Here is a 21029-nt window from a genome sequence, read left to right on the forward strand (position 1 = left end):
ACCGATCCTTCGGGCCCGCGGCCTGGTCAAACGATATCGGATGGGCCGCCGCCTCTTGGAAGTCTTGCGGGGCGTGGATCTCGTCGTACCGCGAGGTGCGTTCCTGGCGCTCCGTGGGGCCTCGGGCGCCGGCAAAAGCACCCTCCTGCACCTGCTGGGGGGGCTGGATGTGCCGGATGCGGGCGAGATCTGGTTTCAGGGACAGAACCTGGCTGCGCTTCCGGAGACGGCCCTGACCCGCCTGCGGAATCGGCACATCGGGTTTGTGTTTCAAGCGTACCATCTCCTCCCGGAATTGGATGCTTTGGAGAACGTCTGTTTGCCGGCGCGCATCGCGCGGCTCGATGCCGCCACGGCCGTCCGTCGCGGCCGCGAACTGCTGGCGCGCGTAGGCCTGGCCGACCGCATGGAACACAAACCGACGGAACTCTCCGGGGGCGAACAACAGCGGGTGGCCATTGCCCGGGCCCTGATCAACGAGCCCGACCTGATTCTGGCCGACGAGCCCACGGGCAACCTCGATTCGCACACCGGCGAGGAGATCCTGCGCCTGTTGATGGAAATCCGGCGCGAACGTCAGGTCACGCTGGTCATGGCCACCCACGACCACCGCGTCGCGGCGCATGCACCGATGATCGTGGATCTGGTGGATGGGCAAATCCACAAGCCCGGTGCGATGCCCTCGGCGCCGGCTTGAGCCTGTGGGGCCCTGATCCGATGAACCTCGCCCCTGTCCATCAACCGGATTACTGGGAAAACCGCTATCAGTGCGGGGATACCCGCTGGGACAAAGGCGAGCCCGCTCCCGGTTTGGTGGATTTCCTGCGAGCGCATCCCGAGCTGCCCCGGGGCACGGTACTTGTCCCCGGCTGCGGCACGGGCCACGACGTGGTGGCCTGGGCACGGGCCGGTTTCGACGTCGTGGGCATGGACTTTGCCCCATCGGCAGTGGCTCGCGCGCAACAACGCCTGGCCGGAGCCGGGTTGCCCGGAGAGATCTGGCTCGGTGATTTCTTGCGCGATCCGCCCCGGCGAGTGTTCGACTGGATCTTCGAGCATACGCTTTACTGTGCAATCGCGCCTGCAGACCGGGCCCTCTACCTCGAAGCGGTGTTGCGCTGGCTGTCGCCCGCCGGACAGTTGCTGGCCATTCACTACCTCATCCCGGACGCCGGCCCGGAACCGCCCTTTGGCACCACGCGCGAGGAGGTCGTGGATCGTTTCGGGCCGCATTTCGAACTCGTGGCGGACTGGGTGCCGCGGTCCTACCCCAACCGGGTCGGCCTCGAGCGGATGTTTTGGTGGCGACGAAAGCCGTGAGCGGGAGGAGCTCTCGCTCCCGACTCTGGCGCAATCCCTTCCCCGCACCACACCGCCGGGAGCGCGCCCAAGGCCGGCCGCGAACGAATCCGCGCGAGGCAAGGGCAAACGGTCCCCGAACAAGCCGGCGTCGGAGCGTCCCCACGGCTTCGGACACCGGCGAGTTTTCATCGGGCCCACCGGCCCGGGGGAGCAAGACACGCAGTTTACCGGAGGCGCACATCCATCCATGAGTTCGGCAGGGCCTGGTCGGCAACGTTCGACCCGACGCACCGGGGGCCGACTCCACGGTCGTGAAGGGGGCAGTCCGGGAGTCACCGGACTGCCGAGGCGAGGGAAGTGGGGATCGCGAGGGAAAACCCGCGCCCGAGCGATCCGCTGCCCGGGCCGCACCACGTGTTCTTTCGCGGCCTGGACCCCGCCCACAAGACCGTTCCGACGTTGACGCGACCAGGTTGTGACCGCAGCGATGAGCCGCGACTTCTCCAGGGCCACGTGCCATGGCCCCGGGCCGAGGATACAGCGGGGGAGAGCGGGCCCCGTGCCCCCGGGAAGCCGGAGCCGCTGCCGCGTTGCAGACGGATTTGTGGGCCGGTCCTGTTTGCGGGCGGGCACGGCTCACTCCGGCGTTGCGGGCGGGGCGGGGCCGTCGTTTATTGGGCCGGCAACGGATCGGGTCTCATGGAAGCGCATTGGGAAGAATCTGGCAGTCCGCACGAGAAGGCGTTGAGGATCAATCTCGATGCCCGATGGTACGGCACGTTTGCCGAGATCGGCGCCGGTCAGGAGGTGGCGCGCTGGTTTTTTCGCGTGGGCGGGGCCTCCGGCACGGTGGCCAAGACCATCTCGGCCTATGACATGGCGGTGAGCGACGCCCTGTACGGGCCGGCCGAACGATACGTCAGTCGCCAGCGTCTGCAGGCGATGCTGAATTACGAGTTCGATCTGGTCGTGCAACGCCTGGACCCGATCAGAGGGGCCGACCGCAACTTTTTTGCCTTTGCCGACACGGTGGCAACGCGGAGTTATTCGCGGCCAGAAGATGGTCACGGCTGGATGGGCATTCGCTTCCAGCACGCGCCGCGGCAGCCGCCGTCCGACCTCCTGATCCACGTCCGTCTGTTGGACAAGGAACCGGTGCGCCAACAGGAGGCCCTGGGGATTCTCGGCGTGAATTTGTTGTACGGAGCGTTCTACCTGCGGGAGCAGCCCGACCGGCTCATTCACTCACTGCTCGACCATTTGACGTGGGAGCGGATCGAGGTGGACCTCATCCATTTCTCGGGTCCGGCCTTTCGCCACGTGGACAACCGGTTGATGGCCCTGCAACTGGTGGAACAGGACCTGACCGAGGCGGCCATGTTCACCGCCGCGGGCGAACCGGTGCAGTGGGCTGAGGTCCTGTACAAACGGCCGGTCCTGGTGCAGCGGGGCAGCTTCCGCCCCTACACCAACGCCGCCCTGGATGTGTTGGAACGGGCCTACGACCAGTTCGTCCGGGAACCGGAGCTGGCCGGCCAGACGCCGGTGGTGTTGCTGGAAATGACGCTCCGCCATCTGACCACCGGCGATGCCGTGGATCATCGCGATTTTTTGCAGCGTGCCGAGATGTTGCGGGCACTAGGGAAGCCGGTGCTGATCTCCAACTTTCGGCGGTTCCATCGACTGGCCTGGTACCTGAGTCGTTATACAAACCGCCCCATCGGGCTGGCGCTGGGCGCCTCCAAGCTGTTCGAGATCTTCGACGAAAGCTTCTACAACAACGCCGAGGGCGGGTTGCTCGGCGGGCTGGGTCAATTGTTCAAGAACCCGGGCCGACTGTATGTGTACCCCAGCCTCGACGCCCGCCTGGGCCGGGTAGTGCGCGTGGAGGACTTTCCCGTGCCACCGCGGCTGAGGCTCCTGTACGCGTTTTTGTGCGAGAACCGGTATCTGGTGGGCTTGACGCCCACGGACGAGGCCTTCGTGTCGATTCGGCGTGCCGAGATCCTGGCCAAAATCCAGCGGGGCGATCCGGACTGGGAGGCGTACGTGCCGCCCCCGGTGGCGGCTGTCATCAAGCGCGACCGATTGTTCGGGTATCGACCGCCGGTCACAGAGTCGGAGGGGGCCACAGAGCCGGAGCGTCGCGTGTCACCGTAACCTCCTGAGGGAAGCCGGCGCATGGCTCTCGCTCCGAACAGGCAATGGCTTGGCCGGGCAGGCCCGCGGCCCCTGACGCCCCTGCGGGCCGGATTGGCGTTGCTGGTGGCCCTGGCGGCGGACTTTGTGCAAATCGGATTGGGCCCTCTGGGGGTCACCGGGTTGGATGACGTATTGGATTTGGTGGTGGCTGCGCTGGAGATCGGGTTGTTGGGATTTCATCCGCTCCTGTTGCCCACGTTCGTGCTCGAAGTCCTGCCCATTGTCGAATTCATGCCCACATGGACGGCGTGCGTGCTGGCGGTGATGCTGCGACGGCCGCGGGCCCCCCGCCCACCCGGAGGTGCCACGCGAGAGCCACACTCCGCGGCCGGAGAAAGCCGTGGGCCGGTGATCGACGTTTAGTCCGCGTTACACGGCTGGATGCGCGGACGGGTTGTCGGCGGGCCGGTATTCGCCGGGAAACCCCTGCTGGCGGAGCGCCTCGAACAAAACCACGGCCACGCAGTTCGCCAGGTTGAGAGATCGAACCCGGGGATGAAACATGGGCAGCCGGAGCCAGGCAGAGGGTTGACCCTCCAACAGAGCCCGGGGCAGACCGGCCGTCTCCCGACCGAACACAAGGTAGTCTTCCGGGTGGTAACGGACCTCGGTGTAAAGGCGAGGTCCGCCGGCCTCGATGAACCAGAGTCGCGCGTCGGGCGGCAGGGCCCGGGTGAAGGTGGTCCAATCGGGCCAGCGTTGCCACTGCAGGTGGGCCCAGTAGTCGAGTCCGGCCCGCCGCAGGCTGGGTTCGTCCAGGCGGAATCCAAGCGGTTCAATGAGGTGGAGACGGGTGCGCGTGGCGGCGCACAGCCGGGCGATGTTGCCGGTGTTGGGCGGGATCTCGGGCTCGACCAAAACGACATTCATTCCGGCAAAGATTCAAGATCCGCGGTGGTTTCCGACATGGCACCGGCCGGCGGCCGGCTCGTGCGGGACCGCGGCGGGTAGAAAACCTTCCACAGAATCAAGCCGTGCGCAGGGGCGGTCATGCCCGCCACGCGGCGATCCCCCGCGGCCAGCATCCGGGGAATGTCGTCCGGTTGGAATTTGCCCAGACCCACTTGAACCATGGTCCCCACCATGCCCCGACACATTTTGTACAGGAAGCCGTCGGCCTCGATGATGCACGTCAGCAATGGACCCTGCCGGCGCCATTCGCAGCGGCGCACCGTCCGCACGGTGGAGCGCCGGGGATAGCCGGGGTTGGCGGTGAAGGCGCGGAAGTCGTGGGTGCCCAGGAAATGGGCCGCGGCGGCGCGCAGGGTGGCAACGTCCAGCGGTCGGGGTACATGCCAGGCCGTAAACCTCAGCAGCGGGTTCATGGCCGGGTGGTTCCAGACCTGGTAGCGATACTGTTTGCCGATGGCACTGAAGCGTGCGTGAAAATCCGCCGGAGCGCGCTGGACACGAAACACCCGGATGTCCGGTGGCAGATGGGCATTGATGGCCAGGACGAGTTTCCGCAACGGAATGCGACACTCCGTCCGGGGCACGTCGAAGTGCGCCACAAGCCCGAGCGCATGTACGCCCGTGTCCGTGCGACTGGAGCTGTGCACGCGCGGCCGGCTGGGAAACAGCGCGGCCAGGGCGGCCTCGACCTTTTCCTGGACACCGGTGCCGATGGTTTGGACCTGCCAGCCTTCATAGCGTGTGCCGTCGTAGGCGATGACAAGTTTCAGGCGCACGAGGGAGGTCGGCGCAGACATGGACGGCCGTGGCGCGGGCATGGGCTCGGCGGGGCTCACGCGACTCGGTCCAGATAGCTTTGCAGCAGGATCGCGGCGGCGGAGCTGTCCACCCGTTGGCGACGTTTCCTTTCGGAGTGACCGGCCTCCCGCAGCCTTCGATGCGCCTGAACGGTGGTTAAACGCTCGTCCCAGAGCATCACGGGCACCGGGAGGTGGGGTTGCAATTCGGCGACCCAGGTCTGTACGGCTGCGGCCGCCGGGCCGTACGTCCCGTTCATATTGCGCGGCAATCCCACGATGATGCGCTCGACCTCGTGCTCCTGAATGAGGCGTTGAAGGGCCGCGACCAACTCCGGGAAGGGCTGAGCCGGCAGGGAACCCAGCGGCCGTGCCAGCACACCCAGGGCGTCGCTAATGGCCACGCCGACCCGGCGTGTCCCGTAATCGAGAGCCATGACTCGCATCGTGGCCAGCATGCCGCAAACGGGCCGGTTCTGCCACTGGCAAATGCGGCGCTCATCGGCGGAGCGCCGGAGTCGGGCCTCGTCAGGAGGGCCGGAAGGGGCCCGGGTGAAATCGCCGCGCCAGTTCCTCCCGCGTCCAGGCTTTGCACTTCCAAATCGGCACGTCCTGTTTGAGCCGGTCCATGAAACGCGCCAGCAGGGAGAACGCCTCCTGGCGATGGGCGGCCAGGACGCGAACGATGATCGCGGCTTCCCCCACGGGCACGATCCCGAGCCGGTGAAGGACCTGCACCGTGTGACAGGGATGAGCGGAGCCCAGTTCGTTCAGCAGTCGCTCGATTTCACATTCGGCCATCGGCTGATAGGCCTCGTACTCGAGCGCCGCGATCGGACGGCCGTTTTCCTCGCTGCGCACGATGCCCAGAAACTCCACCTGCGCCCCCACGGGCCCGGCCGTGGCCGGCGGTCCCGGCAGCTCTTCCAGCCGCTGCGTGGTCAGTGTCACCTGGGTGATCATGGACGCGGATCAGCCGCCGGACACCGGGGGAATGAGGGCCACTTCATCCGACGGCCCGAAGCGGGTGTCCGGACCGGCATAACGGGCATTGCAGGCCAGACGCACGGTGGAACGGTACGGGCCCAGGCCGGGATACCGTTGCAGCAGCGCATCCCACAAACCGTCGGCGTCCACTTCCCCGCAGTCCAGCTCCGTGTGGGCGCAACCCGTCACATCTTTGAGGTGGGCGAAAAACAGAACGCGCATGAGACAACCCGGGCGAGGGGCCGGGTCCCGGCCGATGTCACACGGTCATGATCTCCTTCTCCTTGTGCGCCAGGTGCTGGTCGATTCGGGCGATGAAATCGTCGGTGAGCTTTTGGAGCTCCTTTTCGGCCTGTTTTTCCTCGTCCTCCGTAATGCCACTGTCGTGCTTGTGCTTGCGGAGTTCCTCCAGCGCATCCCGGCGAACGTGGCGGATGGCCACCCGCGCGTCCTCGGCCATTTTGCGCACGATGCGCACGAACTCCAGGCGTCGTTCCTGACTGAGCTCGGGGAAGTAGAGCCGGACCGTTTTGCCCTGGATGGAAGGGGTGAGCCCGAGGTTGGCCTTCTGCAGGGCCTTCTCGATGGCGTGGACGAGGCTGGCATCCCAGGGTTGGATCACCAGCACGCGCGGCTCCGGCGTGGTGATGCCCGCCAGCTCGCGGATCCGCATCTGGCCGCCGTAGGCTTCCACCATGATGTTTTCGACCAGAGCCGGCGAGGCCTTGCCCGTGCGTACGCCGGCAAACTCGCGCAAGACGATCTGCTCCGTCTTGGACATCTTTTCCTCGGCCTCCAGCAGGATCTCGTCAAGTGTCATAGTACCGCAAACGCTAACAAAAACCGGTCGGGCTGTATAGGGGCAAGCGACAAGAGGACGGGCGGGTTTCCCGGGTCTGCCGGCGCTCCGGTCGAGGGCGCGATGGTCGTCGGGTCGAAGGCGGGGCCGTGTGGAGCAGAATGGCCGAATTGCGAGCCGGGCTGAAGTCAACGGTGCGCGATCCGGGGCCAGCTGCCTGCCTCCGGACCCACGAGCTAACGCCACGCAGGGGCAGGGTTCGTCACCGGGGGTTCGAAGCGAATCACCGTTTCGCCGGGCCGGGCGTACCCGAGTCGTTCCCGGGCCAGCCGTTCCACCACTTTCGGATCCTCCCGTAACGCCTGAATGGCCGCACTCATTTGCCGGCCCTGTTGTTCTTCCTGCTGGATCTCCTGGTCCAGCCGCAGCAGCTCCCGACGCATCCGCTCGTGCTGGCGGATCACCGGTAGATACCACTGGGCCGCCAGGACCAGCACGCCCAGAACCACGGCAGCCACCAGCAGGCGCGTGGTCCATCGGATCAAACGATTCCAGATCCCCGGCTCGGCGTTCACGTCCTCAGTTAAACCCCGCATGCCCGATCCGAAAAGCCCAAATCTTGCCGCCGTTGCCAACGGTTGAGGACTCCATGTTCTCTGGAACGAGAACGCGCCGGGCAGCCGGAAGGGTTTCCAGACGGCTCTGTGGGGATCGGCAGGTCGCTGAGGATCACTGTTGCCGGCAAAACTGCGAACGCCCGCAAAAAACTCCGAGGTCGCCCTCCGAAAACGCCGCGGCCTCCACCGCTCGTTGGGTCCTGCGAGGGTCTCGACCGGGGCCGGGGATCTGGCACGAGATCGTGTTTAGCGAGTCCTTTCCCTTTCAGCCCCAACACGGTGTACGTCTTTGCACCTGAGCGACGAAGAAGCAACGGGCCTACGGGAATCCGGAATCCCGGCGAAGGCACCGATCCTTGCGCTCCTGTTGCGCGGCACGGCGGGGGCTTGCGATGGGGGCAGCGGGTTGCGCCGGTTCCGGGGGCGGTGCGTTTGGCGGACCGAGTTCCCGGAGTGTGCCCGGGGCTGGTGGATACGATGCGGCTTCGGCGCGCCGTGGATTCGCCCCCCGAGGGGGCCGCGATTCGTCGGCCCGGGGCGACGCTCCGGTTAACGGGCTTCCTCCGAAAAGACCGGGTTTTACTGATACGCTCCCGCCACGAGCGGGATTGCCGCCGCCATGAAAGTGCAGGATTTCGGTCTGGCAGGCTTGGGGAATAGAACGTCGAACCAAGGAGCGTCCAGTAAGTTGTGGAAAAGGTCGTGCGAGGACCTTGCCAAAATGGATGGGAGCAGTCCCGAACCGGCATGCGTGGAACTCGGTAAGCCCGGGCCCAGTGTCTCTTTTTCCCAACCTCAGTCCCCTGGTTCCGACCAATCGTCACCTGTGTGCCACCAAGGGCCGCACGGGAGCCATGCTCAAAATTACAGCTCTGCGGCATGGAGGAGGTCCGCAGAGCACGCAGAACGCGCAGAAAGCAAGGCCCAGAGAGCGCGCAGAGTACGCAAACGCGGGTTGGTGGTCGTCAGGAGAAACCCGCGGGAAATGGTCCCACGGGCTGTATCCCGACGCCCTGTGGAGTGGGCGCGACGCGACGACGAACTGTTACGAAGGACGGCCTCCGCAGCCGCCAGGCTGCACGAGCCGGTACCTTCGGGATGGGCGTCCGGTTTCTTGATGCCTGGGCAAGCGGCCTGACGGCGGCAGCCGGCGCCTCCAGATGCATGGGCCGCTGTGGGAGTTGGCGGAAAGTCCATCCGGAACGTATGCGCCGCGTTTACGCGGCGGCTGCCCCGGCTTCCACGGCGGGGCACCCGTGGACGCACCGCGTTACCCCGGCGGCTGCCTTTTGGGAGGGAAGGCTGTTTTCAGGTCCCTCGTTCGCTGCCTGATCGCGGCGGATGGCAACCGCTGGCTGCCGCCCGACCCCTGAGGACCGGCAGCGGTCCGGGGCGCAGAAGCCCTGCGACGACCGGCGAGCGTGCCGTGGCAGGGGTTCGGGAGTAACCCGATAAGAGGTTGTGGCTTTCCCGATCCTCGAAAGAGGCATGCGTCAGGAACGTGACCTCCGGTGGTTCAAGAGAGGCTGCATGCTGGTTCGTACAAGGATGGATCGAACACCTTGGCAAGGGCATCCCGATTCAGGATGGAGCCATTTGAATCCTTTCAGGGGAACGAACGGCGCTGATTTCAGCGGCTCGGCAGCCCTTCATCAGGTCGATCATGGGTTGTTGCAATGCGTGGCCGTTGGAGGGGCAGGGGGTGCCGGTGGGTCCGGCGCGAGGGCGGAGCGGGAGGACGACGACGACCTTTCCCAAGATGCCCTCCCGGGGTACGACGGCATGCAACGGAAGAAGGTCGGAGACCGTCCGGTTGTCGCCGAGCAGGGCGTAATGGTTGGGGCGCAGCCGGCCTTTGCCGAGGCGCAGGTTGCCCTCGAGGAGGGGATGGGTCTCTTGCAGCGGGCGATCGTTGATCCACACGCGTCCGGCGCGCAGCTCGACCATTTCTCCGGGCAGACCAACGATCCGTTTCACGAGAAGTTCGTCGCCCCATCGGGCGATGACAAGGTCACCGCGTTCCGGGGCGGATCGGACATAGGCGCGGGTGTCAATGACCAGCAGATCGCCCGGGGCCAAAGTGGGCAGCATACTTTCACCTTGGACCACGGCCAGCATGAAGCGGAACCTCAGCACCGCCAGCGTCGCTCCGACCGTCATGGCGACGGCCAGCCACCTGCGCTGCCTGCGGGCTCGGGCACCTGCGGTGGCGTCAGAGGGGTGGCTCATGTTCGGCAGGCACCGTACTTGCGGGCGCCGGGAGGTGCGCCAGAGGCGCCTGTTCGTAAATCCCGGCCAGGTAGGGTCCCGGAACTTGTTGCAGGTAGCTCAGGGCGCGCTCCAGCTCGGTTTGCCGGCCGAGGCTCTGGCCAATGCGCAGGGCGTCGTTTCGGAAATCTGCGGCCAAGGGATGAGTGGGAAAGCGGTAGGCAGCCTCCAGGTACAACTCCAGCCAGCGGTCGTAACCGCCGGCGTGTTTGAGGGCGAGGAGGAGCGGCCGCATGAGTTCGGGCTCCAGACCCGTGCCGCGGAACTCGGCCAGGGCTTCTTCGAGTTGTTCGATGGCTTCCAAGAGATCCCGCTGGGATGCGGCGGGCGCGCGGTTGCTGGCGGAGTTTCGATCGAGCAGGGCACGTGCGATTTTGGTTTGAGCCTGCAGGATGTACTCTTGGGCGATGGTTTCGAGCGTGGCGCGGGCCAGGTCCACTTCCGAAAAGGAGCGCCAGGCCACGCGCGGATCGATTCCTGAAGTTGGCTGAGGCTCGGGCCCCGAAGGGCGGAATGGCCAGAACAGACCGGCGGTGAACCCGAGCAGGCCGGCCACGATCAGGGGACGCCATCGTTCCAAGCCGCTCGATGGTCGCCCGGCTCTCGATTTGGAGTTGAGCCCACTCATCGCACCTGCTTACGTCTGCGTCCGCGATCGGGTTACGCGAATCAGGCGGTTCTGCCGTTTGGTTTTTGCTCTCACGCCCTTTCATGCGCAAAGGAAGCGCTGATTCCGCCACTCCCGGGCACGCGCCGGGGAGGGACCTTGACCGGCTGGGAGGGCGGTTTCATGTTACGGCCCGTGGGCACGGTGACTGAACTTCTGCAAGCGATGCGGCGGGGGGAGCCGGAGGCTGCGGATCGGTTACTGGCGCTGGTGTACCAGGAGCTGCGGCAGATGGCGGGGCGGATGCTGGCGCGGGAGGCACCGGGGCAGACCTTGCAACCGACGGCGTTGGTCCACGAGGCGTGGTTACGGATGGTCGGGCCGGGGCAGGAAGCGCCCACGGGGCGGGCGCACTTTTTTGGGGTGGCGGCCGAGGCGATGCGACGGATCCTGGTGGAAGCGGCGCGGCGTCGCCGGGCGCAAAAGCGCGGAGGCGGAGCCGAGCGGGTCGAACTCCAAGAGGGTTGCGCGGTCACCGACCCGCCGGCGGAGGAGGTTCTGGCCGTGCACGAGGCCCTGGATGCGCTGGCTGCGGAAGATTCGGTGGCGGCCGAACTGGTCAAGCTCCGGTATTTTGTGGGACTCACGATGGAAGAGGCCGCATCGGTGGTGGGGCTGCCGGTGCGGACGGCGGAGCGTCGCTGGGCCTTTGCGCGGGCGTGGTTGCGACGCAGGTTGCAGCCGGAGAACTGAACCAGGTTCGTTTGCAGCGTGGCTTCGGGCTCAGGGTGCGGAGCTTTCCCAGCGCGCGATTTCCTCGAAGGAGGGTGCCCGCCAGATATGGAGAGTGCCCTGCATGTTGCAGGAGACCAGGAGATTGCCATCGGGCGAAAAGGCGGTTTGGTTAAAGATCGAGCCCTGTCCGGGCAGAGTGAGCAACTCCTGCAGGCTCTCCACGTCCCAGAGTTTGACTGCCTCGTTGCCGTTGCTGCCGATGGCGATCCGCCGTCCGTCCGGAGAGAAGGCAACGGAGTGAGCGCCCTGCAGGAAGCCCTGGACGGGGGCGGACACAAGTTGGCGCTGCCGATCGAACAGCAGCCCTGTGCCCTGAAGGCTGACGGCAGCCAACCAGCGCTGGTCAGGAGACATTGCCGCGGCAGTAATCTGTCGAAGAGGCAGGGAGACCGGTTGCTCGGGTCCGTCCGGCAAGAGACGCAGAAGGATCGAATCGTCCGGGGCGAGACTGATGAGCCACGGGCCGTGGGAGGAGAGCTGGACTTTGGTGGGGCCTTTCCATGGCGGTGTGTGCCACTCCCACAGCAGCCGGCCGGTGGACGGGTCCCATCCGCGGTAGAGCGCTGCAGAGGGTTGGACCGTGATCAGGTGGTTGGAAGGACTCAAAAAGCCGACGAGCCGTTCCCGGTTTTCCGGTTGCCCGAGTTCGATGAGGAGCTGGCCCGTTTCGAGTGACCAGACCTGAACCGAGCCTTCGGACGTGGTGACGGCCAGAAGACCACCGTCGGGGGAGAAATGGGCCGGGCCGCGCGGTGGCGATCCGAGGTTTCGCAAGGGCAGGGACAGTTCGAACGTGGACCCCGACCATCGGACCACGTGGCCAGCCTGGTCCAGGGTAAGAATGGCGTCGCCCGCCGGCGTAAAGGTCCAGGCTTCGACCTGTGCGGGAAGCGTGATGGGCAACTTGCGGCGCTGAGGCGCCTGGGTGTCCCAAACGCAGATTTGGCCGTCTTTGGCGCCGCTGACGAGGATGGTTCGGTCCGGGGCCAGGGCGAGGCTCCAAACCTCGAGGCGATGCCCGCGCAGGGTGGTACGGGGTGAGAGCACCCAGTCGGTGCCGGCCCCGGCGAGGATGCGGGGGCCGGACGGCGAGTCAGGTGTCAGGGAGTTGGGCCGGGCCAGGAGCGGGCCGAGGTCCCAAAGATGGATCGTTTGATCGCCGCTGCCGGAAGCCAGCGTTCGGCCATGGGGCCAAAAGACGAGGGTGCGTACGTAGGTGCGGTGACCTTCCAAGCGGGCCACGGCCTGCCCGTTGGTGGCGTTCCAAAGACGGACGGTGGACTCTACGAACCCGCCTGCCGACGCGAGCCATTGGCCGTCCGGGGAGAGTGCCAGGGCGGTGACATGCTCTTCGGCCACGCGGGCATTCCACAGTTCGCGGCTGGTGGTGAGGTCGAGGACGCGCACGTGTCCGTCGCTGATCGCTTGGGCGGCCAGCGCGAGGTCCGGGGTCACCGTGGTGCGGCTGCCGAGCACGGGGCGATTGCCCGGGCCCCTGGGGTACGGGAATTGAAACCGGGCCACGGGGGAGGCGTCGGAGATGCGCCAAAGGGTGAATGTGCTGTCGTCGCTGACGGTCAGGAGGCGATCGCCATCGGAGGAGAAAGCCAGCGCGGTTACAGGACCGGGCAAGGAGAGGCTGCCGCGGAGGGTTTGCGTTTGGATGTCCCAGAGATGGACTTCGGTGGTGGTGCCCCGGCCGGGCGGGGCTGGTTGCTCTCGCGGGGAGACGAAAGCCAAGAGGGGTGCCGTGGGGCTGAACACGAAGGGTTCGTCTGCGGTGTCCGGGGGGAGATGGGAGTGTTGTCGGCGCGTGCGCAGGTCCCAGAGCAAGATGCCATGGCGGCCCTGCTGGCCGATGGCGAGCCACCGGCCGTCGTGCGAGATGCTCAAGCGGGTGATTTCGTGCGGGAGTGTGACGAGGGTGAAGAGGGCGTCGCTTTGACAGAGCTGCCACAGGTATCGCCATTCCCATCCGCGAAGGTCGCGCTCCGGCCTGGCAACCGGGGGCACACTGCCGGGGATGGGGCTGTGGGGGCCTGTCGGGGTGGCGGGCCGGTGTCGGTCGAGCAGTTCGCGGGCACGGCCGAGGTTGTTGGCAACCAGGGCCTGGTGGGCGAGGTTCATGTCCGCGGCGTAGGCGTGAAGTCGGGCCAGATGGGCACGCAGCTCGGCGTCTTGACGTGCGGTTTCGGCTTCCTGGCGGAGGCGCGCTTGTTCCTGTTCGGCCTGCAGCGCGCGTTGGTAGGCGAGATCTTTTTGGTGCGCCTGCCAGGAGGTGAGGGCCAGGCCGAGGAGGAGGGCGAGGGTTGCCGCGGCGGCGGTGGCGGAAACGAGGCGGTGTCGGCGGATGATTTTACGGAGCCGGTAAAGGGTACTGGGCGGTCGCGCCTGAATGGGCTCGGAGTGGAGGTAACGCTGAATGTCCTGGGCGAGCGCGTGGGCGGTGGTGTAGCGTCGGGAGCGGTCTTTTTCCAGGGTTTTGGTGACGATGCAGTCGAGGTCGCCTTTGAGCAGTTTGGGCCACCGGTGAGGGTCGATCCCGCGCAGGGCCGCCAGGGCGGAGCGTTTTCCCAGTGGCAGGGCGAGCAGCCGCTGGGACGGCGGGACGGGGTCGCGTTCCAAGATGATGCGGCGCATGCCGTCAAGGCCGGCAGCGGCCAGTTCCTGTTCGTCGAAGGGGGTCAGGCCGGTGAGCAATTCGTAGAGGAGGACGCCGAGGCTGTAGATGTCGGAGCGGGTATCGATGTCGGGGCTGCGGAGGTCGGCCTGTTCAGGGCTCATGTAGGCGGGGGTGCCGAGGAAGGCGCGCAATTCGGTGAAAAGGGTTTTGTCGGTGAGGGGGTGGTCGAGCGCCTTGGCAATGCCGAAATCGATGACCTTGACCCGTGGCGATCCGTCCTGGTGGGTGACGAGGACGTTGGACGGTTTGATGTCACGGTGGATGATGCCTTTTTGGTGGGCATGTTGAATGGCTTCGCACACCTGGATGAAGAGCGCCAGCCGTTCTCGGAGGGGCAGCCGGTGTCGATCGCAATAGTCCGTGATGCGCAGGCCCGGGACCAGCTCCATGACGAAGAAGGGGCGGCCGCTGGGGGTGGTGCCGGCATCGAACACGCGCGCGATATTCGGATGGTCCATGAGGGCCAGGGCCTGGCGTTCGGATTCGAAGCGGGCAATGACGGCGCGGGTGTCCATGCCCGGTTTGAGGACTTTGAGGGCGACGCGGCGCCGGATGGGGGCTTCCTGTTCGGCCATGAAGACGATGCCCACGCCCCCTTCGCCGAGGGGCTGGAGCAGCTTGTAAGGACCGATGCGGTCGCCGGGCTTTTCGGGGACTTCCGAGGTCGGTGAGACGAGGCGGATGGGGGGGCCCTCGTGGGTGGCCAGACGTGCCAGGGCGGGGGTCTCGAGGAAGTCGTCCTGCTTGTGGTGGCGGAGCAGCGTCTCCACGGCCGCGCGGAGGGCGGGGTCCCGGGCGCCGACCTCCTGCAGGAGTGCGGCGCGGGCCTCGGGAGTGGGCTGCTCCAGCGCCTCGAGAAAGAGCTCGCATTCGGTTCGGGGTTTTGGGTCTTGCGCCGGTTTCATGGCGGTCTGTTCCCTTAGAACATGCGCCATTTGGACCGGATTTCCGCCACGGATTCAAGGTGAGTTGGTTGCCCCCGCCGGCGTGGGCCCGCTTTGGCAAGGGTCTGGCGACCGGGAGCATGCAGGAAAGAGCTTTCAGGCGGGTGACGCCTCGTTTTAGCCTGCGGGCTTGATGAAAGCGGTTCCTGTGGTTGCGTTGTCCCGCAGGGGCGGGCTGGTTCCCCGGGTCTGGCGTCGGGACGTGGCCGCGGTGTTGATCCCGGAAGAACGCCTGGCGCGTCGGGTGCGCGCGTTGGCGCGAAGAATTCAGAAGGATTACCAGGGGCGAGATTTGGTTCTGGTGGCGTTGTTGAGCGGGACGCTGGTGTTTCTGGCCGATTTGATTCGGCATCTGACCCTGCCGCTGCGGCTGGATTTCATCGGTGTGTCGAGCTACGGAGCGGGCACGGTGCCGGGTCGGCTGGTGTTCACAAAAGAGCTGAAGCTGGATGTGGCAGGGCGGGACGTGTTGGTGGTGGATGACATTTTGGACACGGGTCGGACGCTGCGACGGGTGCTGGAGAAGCTGGAAGCGCTGCGGCCAAGGTCGCTGCGGGTGTGTGTGCTGCTGGAGAAAAAGGGGCGTCGGGTGGAACCGGTGAAAGCGGACTACGTGGGTTTCGAGATCCCGGACCTGTTCGTGGTGGGCTACGGCTTGGATTACGCGGAGCGGTACCGGCACTTGCCGTTTGTGGGGGTGTTGCATCCGCAATTATTGGACGGGGCCGAGGTGGTGGAGACCGAGAGGGGTTCGGCCAGGAACGGCCCGGCGGCGCGCCACAGCGCCGGGCGCACTGCCAGGCGGGTGTGACGAACCACCCGTTGTCCCGGAGTTGTATGGAGGCGGCACCCGGGAGGATCTCCACTTGGGCATGGTGACCGTCGAACTGGTTCACACGGGAACTGAACTGCTGCTGGGGGCGCGGCTGAACCGGCATGCGTGGTGGTTGAGTCGCCGGCTCACGGAGCTGGGGTACATGGTGACTCGGCAGACCACGGTGCCGGATCAGGCGCGAGCCATTTGCGACGCCGTGGCAGAAGCGTTGGGACGGGCCGACCTGGTGGTGGTCACGGGCGGGCTGGGGCCCACTTCGGACGATTGCACGCGAGAGGAGATTGCGCGGTTGCTGGGTCGGCCGCTGCGGGAGGATCCGGAGGTGCTCCGGCATTTGGAGGCCTTCTATGCGGCGCGAGGGCGGTCAATGCCGCCGCGGAACCGCGTGCAGGCGCTGGTTCCGGAAGGGGCCCGTGTCCTGCCGAATCCCCACGGGACCGCTCCGGGGTTGGCGTTGGAAGTGCGGCCGAATGTTTTTCGGCAGCGGGCGAGCGCAATCATCGGGGCGAAACCGGCGGACGCAGAGGCAGTCGGAGACAGGGCCGCGGGGAGTTGGGTGCTCCTGTTACCCGGGCCGGGGCGCGAGCTGTACCCAATGTTCGATGAGGCGGTCGTGCCTTTGCTTCGGCAGGTACTGCCGGTGAGGGACGCGTGGGCCGGCGTGACGTTGCGCACGGTGGGCTTGGGGGAATCGGCTGTGGAACAACAACTGGCGGGGCCTTTGGCGCGGTGGAGAGAGATGGGGGTGGAGGTGGGGTATTGTGCGATGGCCGGGCTGGTGGACGTTCGGCTGACGGCGCGCGGTGCGGGGGCGCAGGAACGGGTGGCGGGAGCGGAACAGGCGGTGGTCGAGGCCCTCGGTCCGGCGGTGTATGGCCGGGGGGAAGTCTCCCTGGAGCAGGTGGTACTCGAGCTGTTACGCAGCCGGGGCGAGACCCTGGCCGTGGCCGAGTCGTGCACCGGCGGTGGGTTGGCGCACCGGCTGACGAACGTTCCCGGAGCCTCGGCAGTATTCCTGGCCGGTTGGGTGACGTACAGCAATGCGGCCAAGGTGGACTGCCTCGGTGTGGAACCGGCCGCGCTCGAACGGCATGGCGCCGTGAGCGAACAGGTGGCCCGTCAAATGGCCGAAGGCGCGCGGCAAAGGGCGCGGAGCACGTACGCCCTGGCCACGACGGGCATTGCCGGGCCCACCGGGGGGACGCCGAACAAACCCGTGGGCACGGTTTACATCGCTCTGGCGGGGCCCGCGCCCACCCGGGTGATCCACAGGTTCAACCCTTTCGATCGGGAAACATTCAAGGCCGTCACGATCACGCAGGCGTTGGATCTGTTGCGTCGGGCCTTGTTGGAGAAGGCCGAGGGGCTCTGAACGGCCAGAAAATGAGGGTGGTTCGGGCCCCCTGAGCCGGGTCAATGATTGCGCTCTGAGGATGCCCCGGCCGGCTCAATTGCGGCCGGGTTTTGGAATGCGGGGGAGCGACGAGATCCCCGCAGCCAAAAGCGCGCAGCACCGGGAACGGCCAGTGAAATCCGGTGATCGGGTTGCGGGAGGGGAGGAACAGCAAAACGCCCGCGGGCCATCAACGCTTGTGACCCGCGGGCGGAAAAGAGTGCCGGAACGCTGCAGCGGGATTGCAGGCACTTATTGATCTCCGTCGTCGCCGATGGCCTCGACGGGGCAACCCTCCTTGGCCTCTTTGCACTGGGCCTCTTCCTCGGGGGTGGAGGGCTGCTTGTACACGTAGGAGTACCCGCCCTCCTCGTTCCGACGGAAATTGTTGGGCGCGGTTTCGCGACACAGGTCGCAATCGATGCACTGGTTGTCCACGTAGTATTTGCCGGGGACGTTGTCCGGATACTTGTTCGCTTTGTCTGCCATAAAGCCTGTTCCTTTCGGTTGCGGCATTTATAGAGGCGGTTGGCCCGAATGGCAAATGCCAAAGAATCGAGGAAAGTGCGGTCCCGGAGCCGGAATCCGGGGACGGACCACGAGCTGCCCGGGGCCGGCTTCATGGTGGGGCGTGGCGTTGCCTCGCGTCGGAGAAGGCCTTATGGTGGGGCCATGAGCACTGACTGGCGGTGGTGGGTTCTTGGCGCGGCGATGACGCTGGGGCCCGGTGTGGGGTCGGCGGGGGCCAAGGGACCGGACGTGGTGGAGTTGCGGAACGGCAACGCGGTGCGGGGGAGCGTGCTCGCGGAGAGACGCGATGCTTTGGTGGTGGACCTGGGATTTACGGTATTGGTGATTCCGCGTCGGGAGGTGGCGGCCTGGTACCGCGGCGCGGCGGAGGGAGAGCGGATCCGGTCCGGCGCAGGGCCGTGGGCCGAGCCAGAGGCTGCGGATCTGCCAGAGGGTGCGGTCGGGGAGGATGGGTTTTATCGGGTGGGGTCGGCGCGTTTGCCGGTCCGGAATGTGCGTGAACTGGCCGCGGAGGTGGGCGAGGCGGTGGTCCAGGTGCGCACCCCGTCCGGACTGGGCTCGGGTTTCATTCTGAACGAGGAGGGCTATTTGCTGACCAACTTCCATGTCATCGAGGGCGAGACGGACCTTGCGGTGGAAGTGTATCACCAGCGGGGAGGACAGCTCGAACGGCGCACGTATCGCAGGGTTCGAATCGTGGCGCTGAACAAGTTCTTCGATCTGGCGTTGCTGAAGATCGAGGACGAGGGCGCGCCCCGGTTTCGGGCGGTGCAACTGGGCAGCTCGCGACTGTTGGCCGTGGGCGAGCCGGTGTTCGCCGTGGGAAGCCCGCTGGGTCTGGAGCGCACGGTGACCGAGGGGATCGTCAGCACCAAGACGCGGGAGTTGCAGGGCGTTTTGTACCTGCAAACCACGGCCCAGATCAATCCGGGAAACAGTGGCGGGCCCTTGTTCGACTTGCGGGGACTGGTTGTGGGGGTGACGAACATGAAAGTCACTTTTGGCGAGGGGTTGGGCTTTGCGATCCCCGTGGAGCGGGTCAGGGAGTTTCTGGACCATCGGGACGCCTACGCCTACGACAACAGCAATCCGAACAACCCGTACCGGTATTTGCCGCCGCCACGGCGTGCCGAGCGCAGCCCGGAAGCGCCTTGATGTCCATGACCGTCGCCCTCCCATTGCCGGCCTGCCAGGGCCATCGCAGCGATCGGCCTTCGACCCGGTGAAGTCCAGAGAGGCCATGGCCGATCGCTCGGGAAAGCATCCGCGCGACCACGGGTGTCCGGTGGGCAGTGGGTGCGAGGCCCGGACGACGGGGAGGCCATCGGTGGTCAAGCCCCGCACGGGCTCCGGACACTGGTGGCTCGTGGTGAGCGCGTGGCTGATGATGGCGAGCGGCGCCGGGACGGTCGCCGTCGAAGGCGCCCCCGGCTCAACGGTTCAAGCCGATCCGGCCGCGGCCAACCCGCCAGGGTCCCTTCCCATGGCGCCCGCATGGTTGCCCGCAGAGACGGTTGCCTGGGTCACAATTCCAGACGCTCGGCAGTTTCGCCAGACCTGGAATCGATTGTCGTTGATTCGCTTGTGGGCCGATCCGGCCATGACCCCGTTTCGAGAACACTTCCTGAAAGCCTGGCGGGAAGCGGTGCTGCGCCCCATCGAACAGCGATGGGCGATCTCGTGGACCGAGCTGGCGGAGTGGCTGCAGGGGCAGTGGACGCTGGCGTGGGTGGATGGTTCGGCTGTGAACGGCGGACCGCCCGGGGGCGTGGTGATGGGGTTGGAAGTGGGCGACCGCAGAGAGCAGGTGCGGACGAATTTGGCGGCCTTGCAGCAGCGGTGGGTGGCTGCGGGGCGCTCCGTGCGCACGGAAATGGTGCGAGGGATTCCCTGCCTGGTATTGTTGCTGCCGGGCGGAGGTTGGACCGAGGCGGTCTCGGCTGCGTTACACGATCGCGCGGAGTTGCCCCCGGCAGAGCCGTCCAGTGCCGCACCCTCGGATTCAGCAAAGGCGCAGAAACCGTTCGAGCTTGCGATGGGCTTGCACGGCGGAGTCCTGTGGATGAGCGATGACTTGAGCCTGTTGGAACGGATCCTGGCCGGAATCGACGGCTCCCAGGTTCCTTCGTTGAAAGAAAGCGGGCGGCTGGGGCCCGGCGACCTCGACGCGTTGCGGGGATCGATGGTGTTTGGGGCGTTGTTTCCCGATCGTTTGCCCGGGCTGGCGGAGAGAGAAGCCGGAGCAGCAGCCAGGGAGGGGGACGGTTTTGGATGGGCGCACCTGCTGCGGGCGGCGGGTCTCAGCGAGGCGAAGTTGGTGACGTTTCGGGTGGTCGGTAGCGGAGCAGGGCTGCGATGCGAAGTCACCCTGCACGTCCCGCAAGAAAAGCGACAAGGACTGGTGCGCGTCCTGGACTTCGAGCCGTTGGACGCCCTGCCTCCGGAGTGGGTGCCGGCCGGGGTGCTCCGCTTTTACCGGGTACGCTTGAACGGTCCCCAGGGTTGGCAGCGGATGGAGGAGTTCCTCGCGCAGTTGAGTCCGGCGTGGAAGCGGACGTGGGACTTTTTGGTCGAGACGGCCCAACAGGCGGGCCGGCAGCAGGATCCCGGTTTCGACGTGCGCCGCGAGGTGGTGGAGAAGTTGGGAGACGACTGGGTTTATTGGCAGGTGACTCCGCGGGAGCAGGGCTGGGACGGTCTGGAGCAGGCGCCGTCGCTGCTGCTGGTAGGTTCGGGTCACAGCGAGGCCCTGGCGGCGAGCCTGGCCAAGGTGCTTGCCGGGGCTGCATTGCGGTCGGAGGCGATGACCGAGCGCGAGTTTCTCGGCCGGAAGTTGTACTCGGTGGTTCTGCCCTGGGCCGTGCGGTCGGCCGATCCCTCGGGCGCGGCGCCGCGGTTGCATTTTGGGGCTTCCGAACGCTACGTGGGATTCGCGTTCAAGCCGGGCCTTTTGGAGGATTGGCTGCGCAGTTTGGACACCTCGGGTGCCTCGGCGGCATGGCAGGGAGGCTGGCGCGAGGCTCTTGCCGAGATCCGAGGAGGCCGCGGATGCGTGGGCTATGAGGACTATGCGGCGGTGCTGCAGCATGTTTTGCAGGCCGCCCGCGCCGATCCGGAGAACCTGCACCAGGCTCTGATTCCCGGCCCCCTGGGGTTTCGGATTCACCTGCACAGCGACCCGGAGCGGCTGCGGCGGTGGGTCGATCCGCAGGCCCTGCCGCCGTGGGAGGCGGTGGCCCGCTACGTGGGCTTTGGATTGCTGAGCACGGAACGGGATGCCGATCGCATCCGGTGGACCTTTTTGATGTCGGCCGGCGGGAGGGCACCCTGAGCTGCCGGAGCGGGCCCCCGGCTTTG

General features: G+C 66.4%; 20 protein-coding genes. 9 read left to right on the plus strand and 11 right to left on the minus strand.

The genetic code is table 11. The features are described 5' to 3' along the window. Positions 1 to 40: 40 nt before the first annotated feature. The 4 genes from ACPDIT_RS07710 (at position 41) to ACPDIT_RS07725 (ending at position 3867) form a co-directional block, all read left to right on the plus strand. Positions 41 to 697 carry an ABC transporter ATP-binding protein gene (locus ACPDIT_RS07710; RefSeq protein WP_423443156.1) on the plus strand — a complete coding sequence of 219 codons (657 nt, stop codon included), beginning with the start codon at positions 41 to 43 and terminating at the stop codon, positions 695 to 697. A 20-nt stretch (positions 698 to 717) separates the two neighbouring features. Continuing rightward, complete coding sequence (locus ACPDIT_RS07715) at positions 718 to 1320, plus strand: methyltransferase domain-containing protein (protein ID WP_423442619.1); 603 nt, start codon at positions 718 to 720, stop codon at positions 1318 to 1320. Between the two features lie 681 nt (positions 1321 to 2001). Beyond that, a complete protein-coding gene (locus ACPDIT_RS07720; protein WP_423442620.1) occupies positions 2002 to 3462 on the plus strand; it encodes a TonB-dependent receptor in 1461 nt (486 codons plus the stop codon). A gap of 21 nt (positions 3463 to 3483) precedes the next feature. Continuing rightward, on the plus strand, positions 3484 to 3867 hold the full coding sequence (locus ACPDIT_RS07725) for a hypothetical protein (protein WP_423442621.1): 384 nt from the start codon (positions 3484 to 3486) through the stop codon (positions 3865 to 3867). 6 nt (positions 3868 to 3873) lie between these two features. Here the strand turns inward: ACPDIT_RS07725 and ACPDIT_RS07730 are convergent, their stop codons facing one another. The 9 genes from ACPDIT_RS07730 to ACPDIT_RS07770 form a co-directional block, all read right to left on the minus strand. Next, positions 3874 to 4374 carry a tRNA (cytidine(34)-2'-O)-methyltransferase gene (locus ACPDIT_RS07730; RefSeq protein WP_423442622.1) on the minus strand — a complete coding sequence of 167 codons (501 nt, stop codon included), beginning with the start codon at positions 4372 to 4374 and terminating at the stop codon, positions 3874 to 3876. Continuing rightward, entirely contained in the window at positions 4371 to 5213 is an 843-nt protein-coding gene (gene truA / locus ACPDIT_RS07735) for a tRNA pseudouridine(38-40) synthase TruA (RefSeq protein WP_423442623.1), read from the minus strand. The genes ACPDIT_RS07730 and truA overlap by 4 nt, the downstream gene beginning before the upstream one ends. A 35-nt stretch (positions 5214 to 5248) precedes the next feature. Then, a complete protein-coding gene (gene ruvX, locus ACPDIT_RS07740; RefSeq protein ID WP_423442624.1) occupies positions 5249 to 5659 on the minus strand; it encodes a Holliday junction resolvase RuvX in 411 nt (136 codons plus the stop codon). Between the two features lie 82 nt (positions 5660 to 5741). Further along, positions 5742 to 6176 carry a molybdopterin synthase catalytic subunit gene (locus tag ACPDIT_RS07745; protein ID WP_423442625.1) on the minus strand — a complete coding sequence of 145 codons (435 nt, stop codon included), beginning with the start codon at positions 6174 to 6176 and terminating at the stop codon, positions 5742 to 5744. Positions 6177 to 6185: 9 nt separating this feature from the next. After that, complete coding sequence (locus tag ACPDIT_RS07750; protein ID WP_423442626.1) at positions 6186 to 6422, minus strand: MoaD/ThiS family protein; 237 nt, start codon at positions 6420 to 6422, stop codon at positions 6186 to 6188. Positions 6423 to 6459: 37 nt separating this feature from the next. Then, a complete protein-coding gene (frr, locus tag ACPDIT_RS07755; RefSeq protein ID WP_423442627.1) occupies positions 6460 to 7020 on the minus strand; it encodes a ribosome recycling factor in 561 nt (186 codons plus the stop codon). Positions 7021 to 7235: 215 nt separating this feature from the next. Continuing rightward, positions 7236 to 7595, minus strand: coding sequence for an FtsB family cell division protein (locus tag ACPDIT_RS07760; protein ID WP_423442628.1), 360 nt, complete (start codon positions 7593 to 7595; stop codon positions 7236 to 7238). Between the two features lie 1602 nt (positions 7596 to 9197). Beyond that, positions 9198 to 9845, minus strand: a complete 648-nt coding sequence (gene lepB, locus ACPDIT_RS07765) for a signal peptidase I (protein ID WP_423442629.1) — start codon at positions 9843 to 9845, stop codon at positions 9198 to 9200. Next, a complete protein-coding gene (locus ACPDIT_RS07770) occupies positions 9829 to 10464 on the minus strand; it encodes a tetratricopeptide repeat protein (RefSeq protein WP_423442630.1) in 636 nt (211 codons plus the stop codon). Before ACPDIT_RS07770 ends, lepB begins: the two co-directional genes overlap by 17 nt. A gap of 210 nt (positions 10465 to 10674) precedes the next feature. On the opposite strand from ACPDIT_RS07770, the gene ACPDIT_RS07775 reads away from it, so the two are divergent. Next, a complete protein-coding gene (locus tag ACPDIT_RS07775; protein WP_423442631.1) occupies positions 10675 to 11244 on the plus strand; it encodes an ECF-type sigma factor in 570 nt (189 codons plus the stop codon). Positions 11245 to 11274: 30 nt separating this feature from the next. Here ACPDIT_RS07775 and ACPDIT_RS07780 read toward each other — a convergent pair whose 3' ends face one another. Beyond that, positions 11275 to 14874, minus strand: coding sequence for a WD40 repeat domain-containing serine/threonine protein kinase (locus tag ACPDIT_RS07780; RefSeq protein ID WP_423442632.1), 3600 nt, complete (start codon positions 14872 to 14874; stop codon positions 11275 to 11277). A gap of 172 nt (positions 14875 to 15046) precedes the next feature. Here ACPDIT_RS07780 and hpt point away from each other — a divergent pair, with 172 nt between their 5' ends. Further along, a complete protein-coding gene (hpt, locus tag ACPDIT_RS07785) occupies positions 15047 to 15724 on the plus strand; it encodes a hypoxanthine phosphoribosyltransferase (protein ID WP_423442633.1) in 678 nt (225 codons plus the stop codon). Between the two features lie 61 nt (positions 15725 to 15785). Continuing rightward, on the plus strand, positions 15786 to 17120 hold the full coding sequence (locus ACPDIT_RS07790) for a nicotinamide-nucleotide amidohydrolase family protein (protein WP_423442634.1): 1335 nt from the start codon (positions 15786 to 15788) through the stop codon (positions 17118 to 17120). A 273-nt stretch (positions 17121 to 17393) separates the two neighbouring features. Here the strand turns inward: ACPDIT_RS07790 and ACPDIT_RS07795 are convergent, their stop codons facing one another. Continuing rightward, the gene (locus ACPDIT_RS07795; RefSeq protein WP_423442635.1) at positions 17394 to 17630 is read right to left on the minus strand and encodes a ferredoxin; all 237 of its coding nucleotides are present in this window, start codon (positions 17628 to 17630) and stop codon (positions 17394 to 17396) included. A 183-nt stretch (positions 17631 to 17813) separates the two neighbouring features. Here ACPDIT_RS07795 and ACPDIT_RS07800 point away from each other — a divergent pair, with 183 nt between their 5' ends. Together ACPDIT_RS07800 and ACPDIT_RS07805 are read left to right on the plus strand one after the other, a co-directional pair. Then, the gene (locus tag ACPDIT_RS07800) at positions 17814 to 18827 is read left to right on the plus strand and encodes a S1C family serine protease (protein WP_423442636.1); all 1014 of its coding nucleotides are present in this window, start codon (positions 17814 to 17816) and stop codon (positions 18825 to 18827) included. A 328-nt stretch (positions 18828 to 19155) separates the two neighbouring features. Then, positions 19156 to 21003 (plus strand): hypothetical protein, encoded by a 1848-nt coding sequence (locus ACPDIT_RS07805; protein ID WP_423442637.1) that lies wholly within the window; start codon positions 19156 to 19158, stop codon positions 21001 to 21003. The last annotated feature ends 26 nt before the right edge of the window (positions 21004 to 21029 follow it).

Source organism: Limisphaera sp. VF-2, assembly GCF_049537125.1.
Taxonomy (GTDB): Bacteria; Verrucomicrobiota; Verrucomicrobiia; order Limisphaerales; family Limisphaeraceae; genus Limisphaera.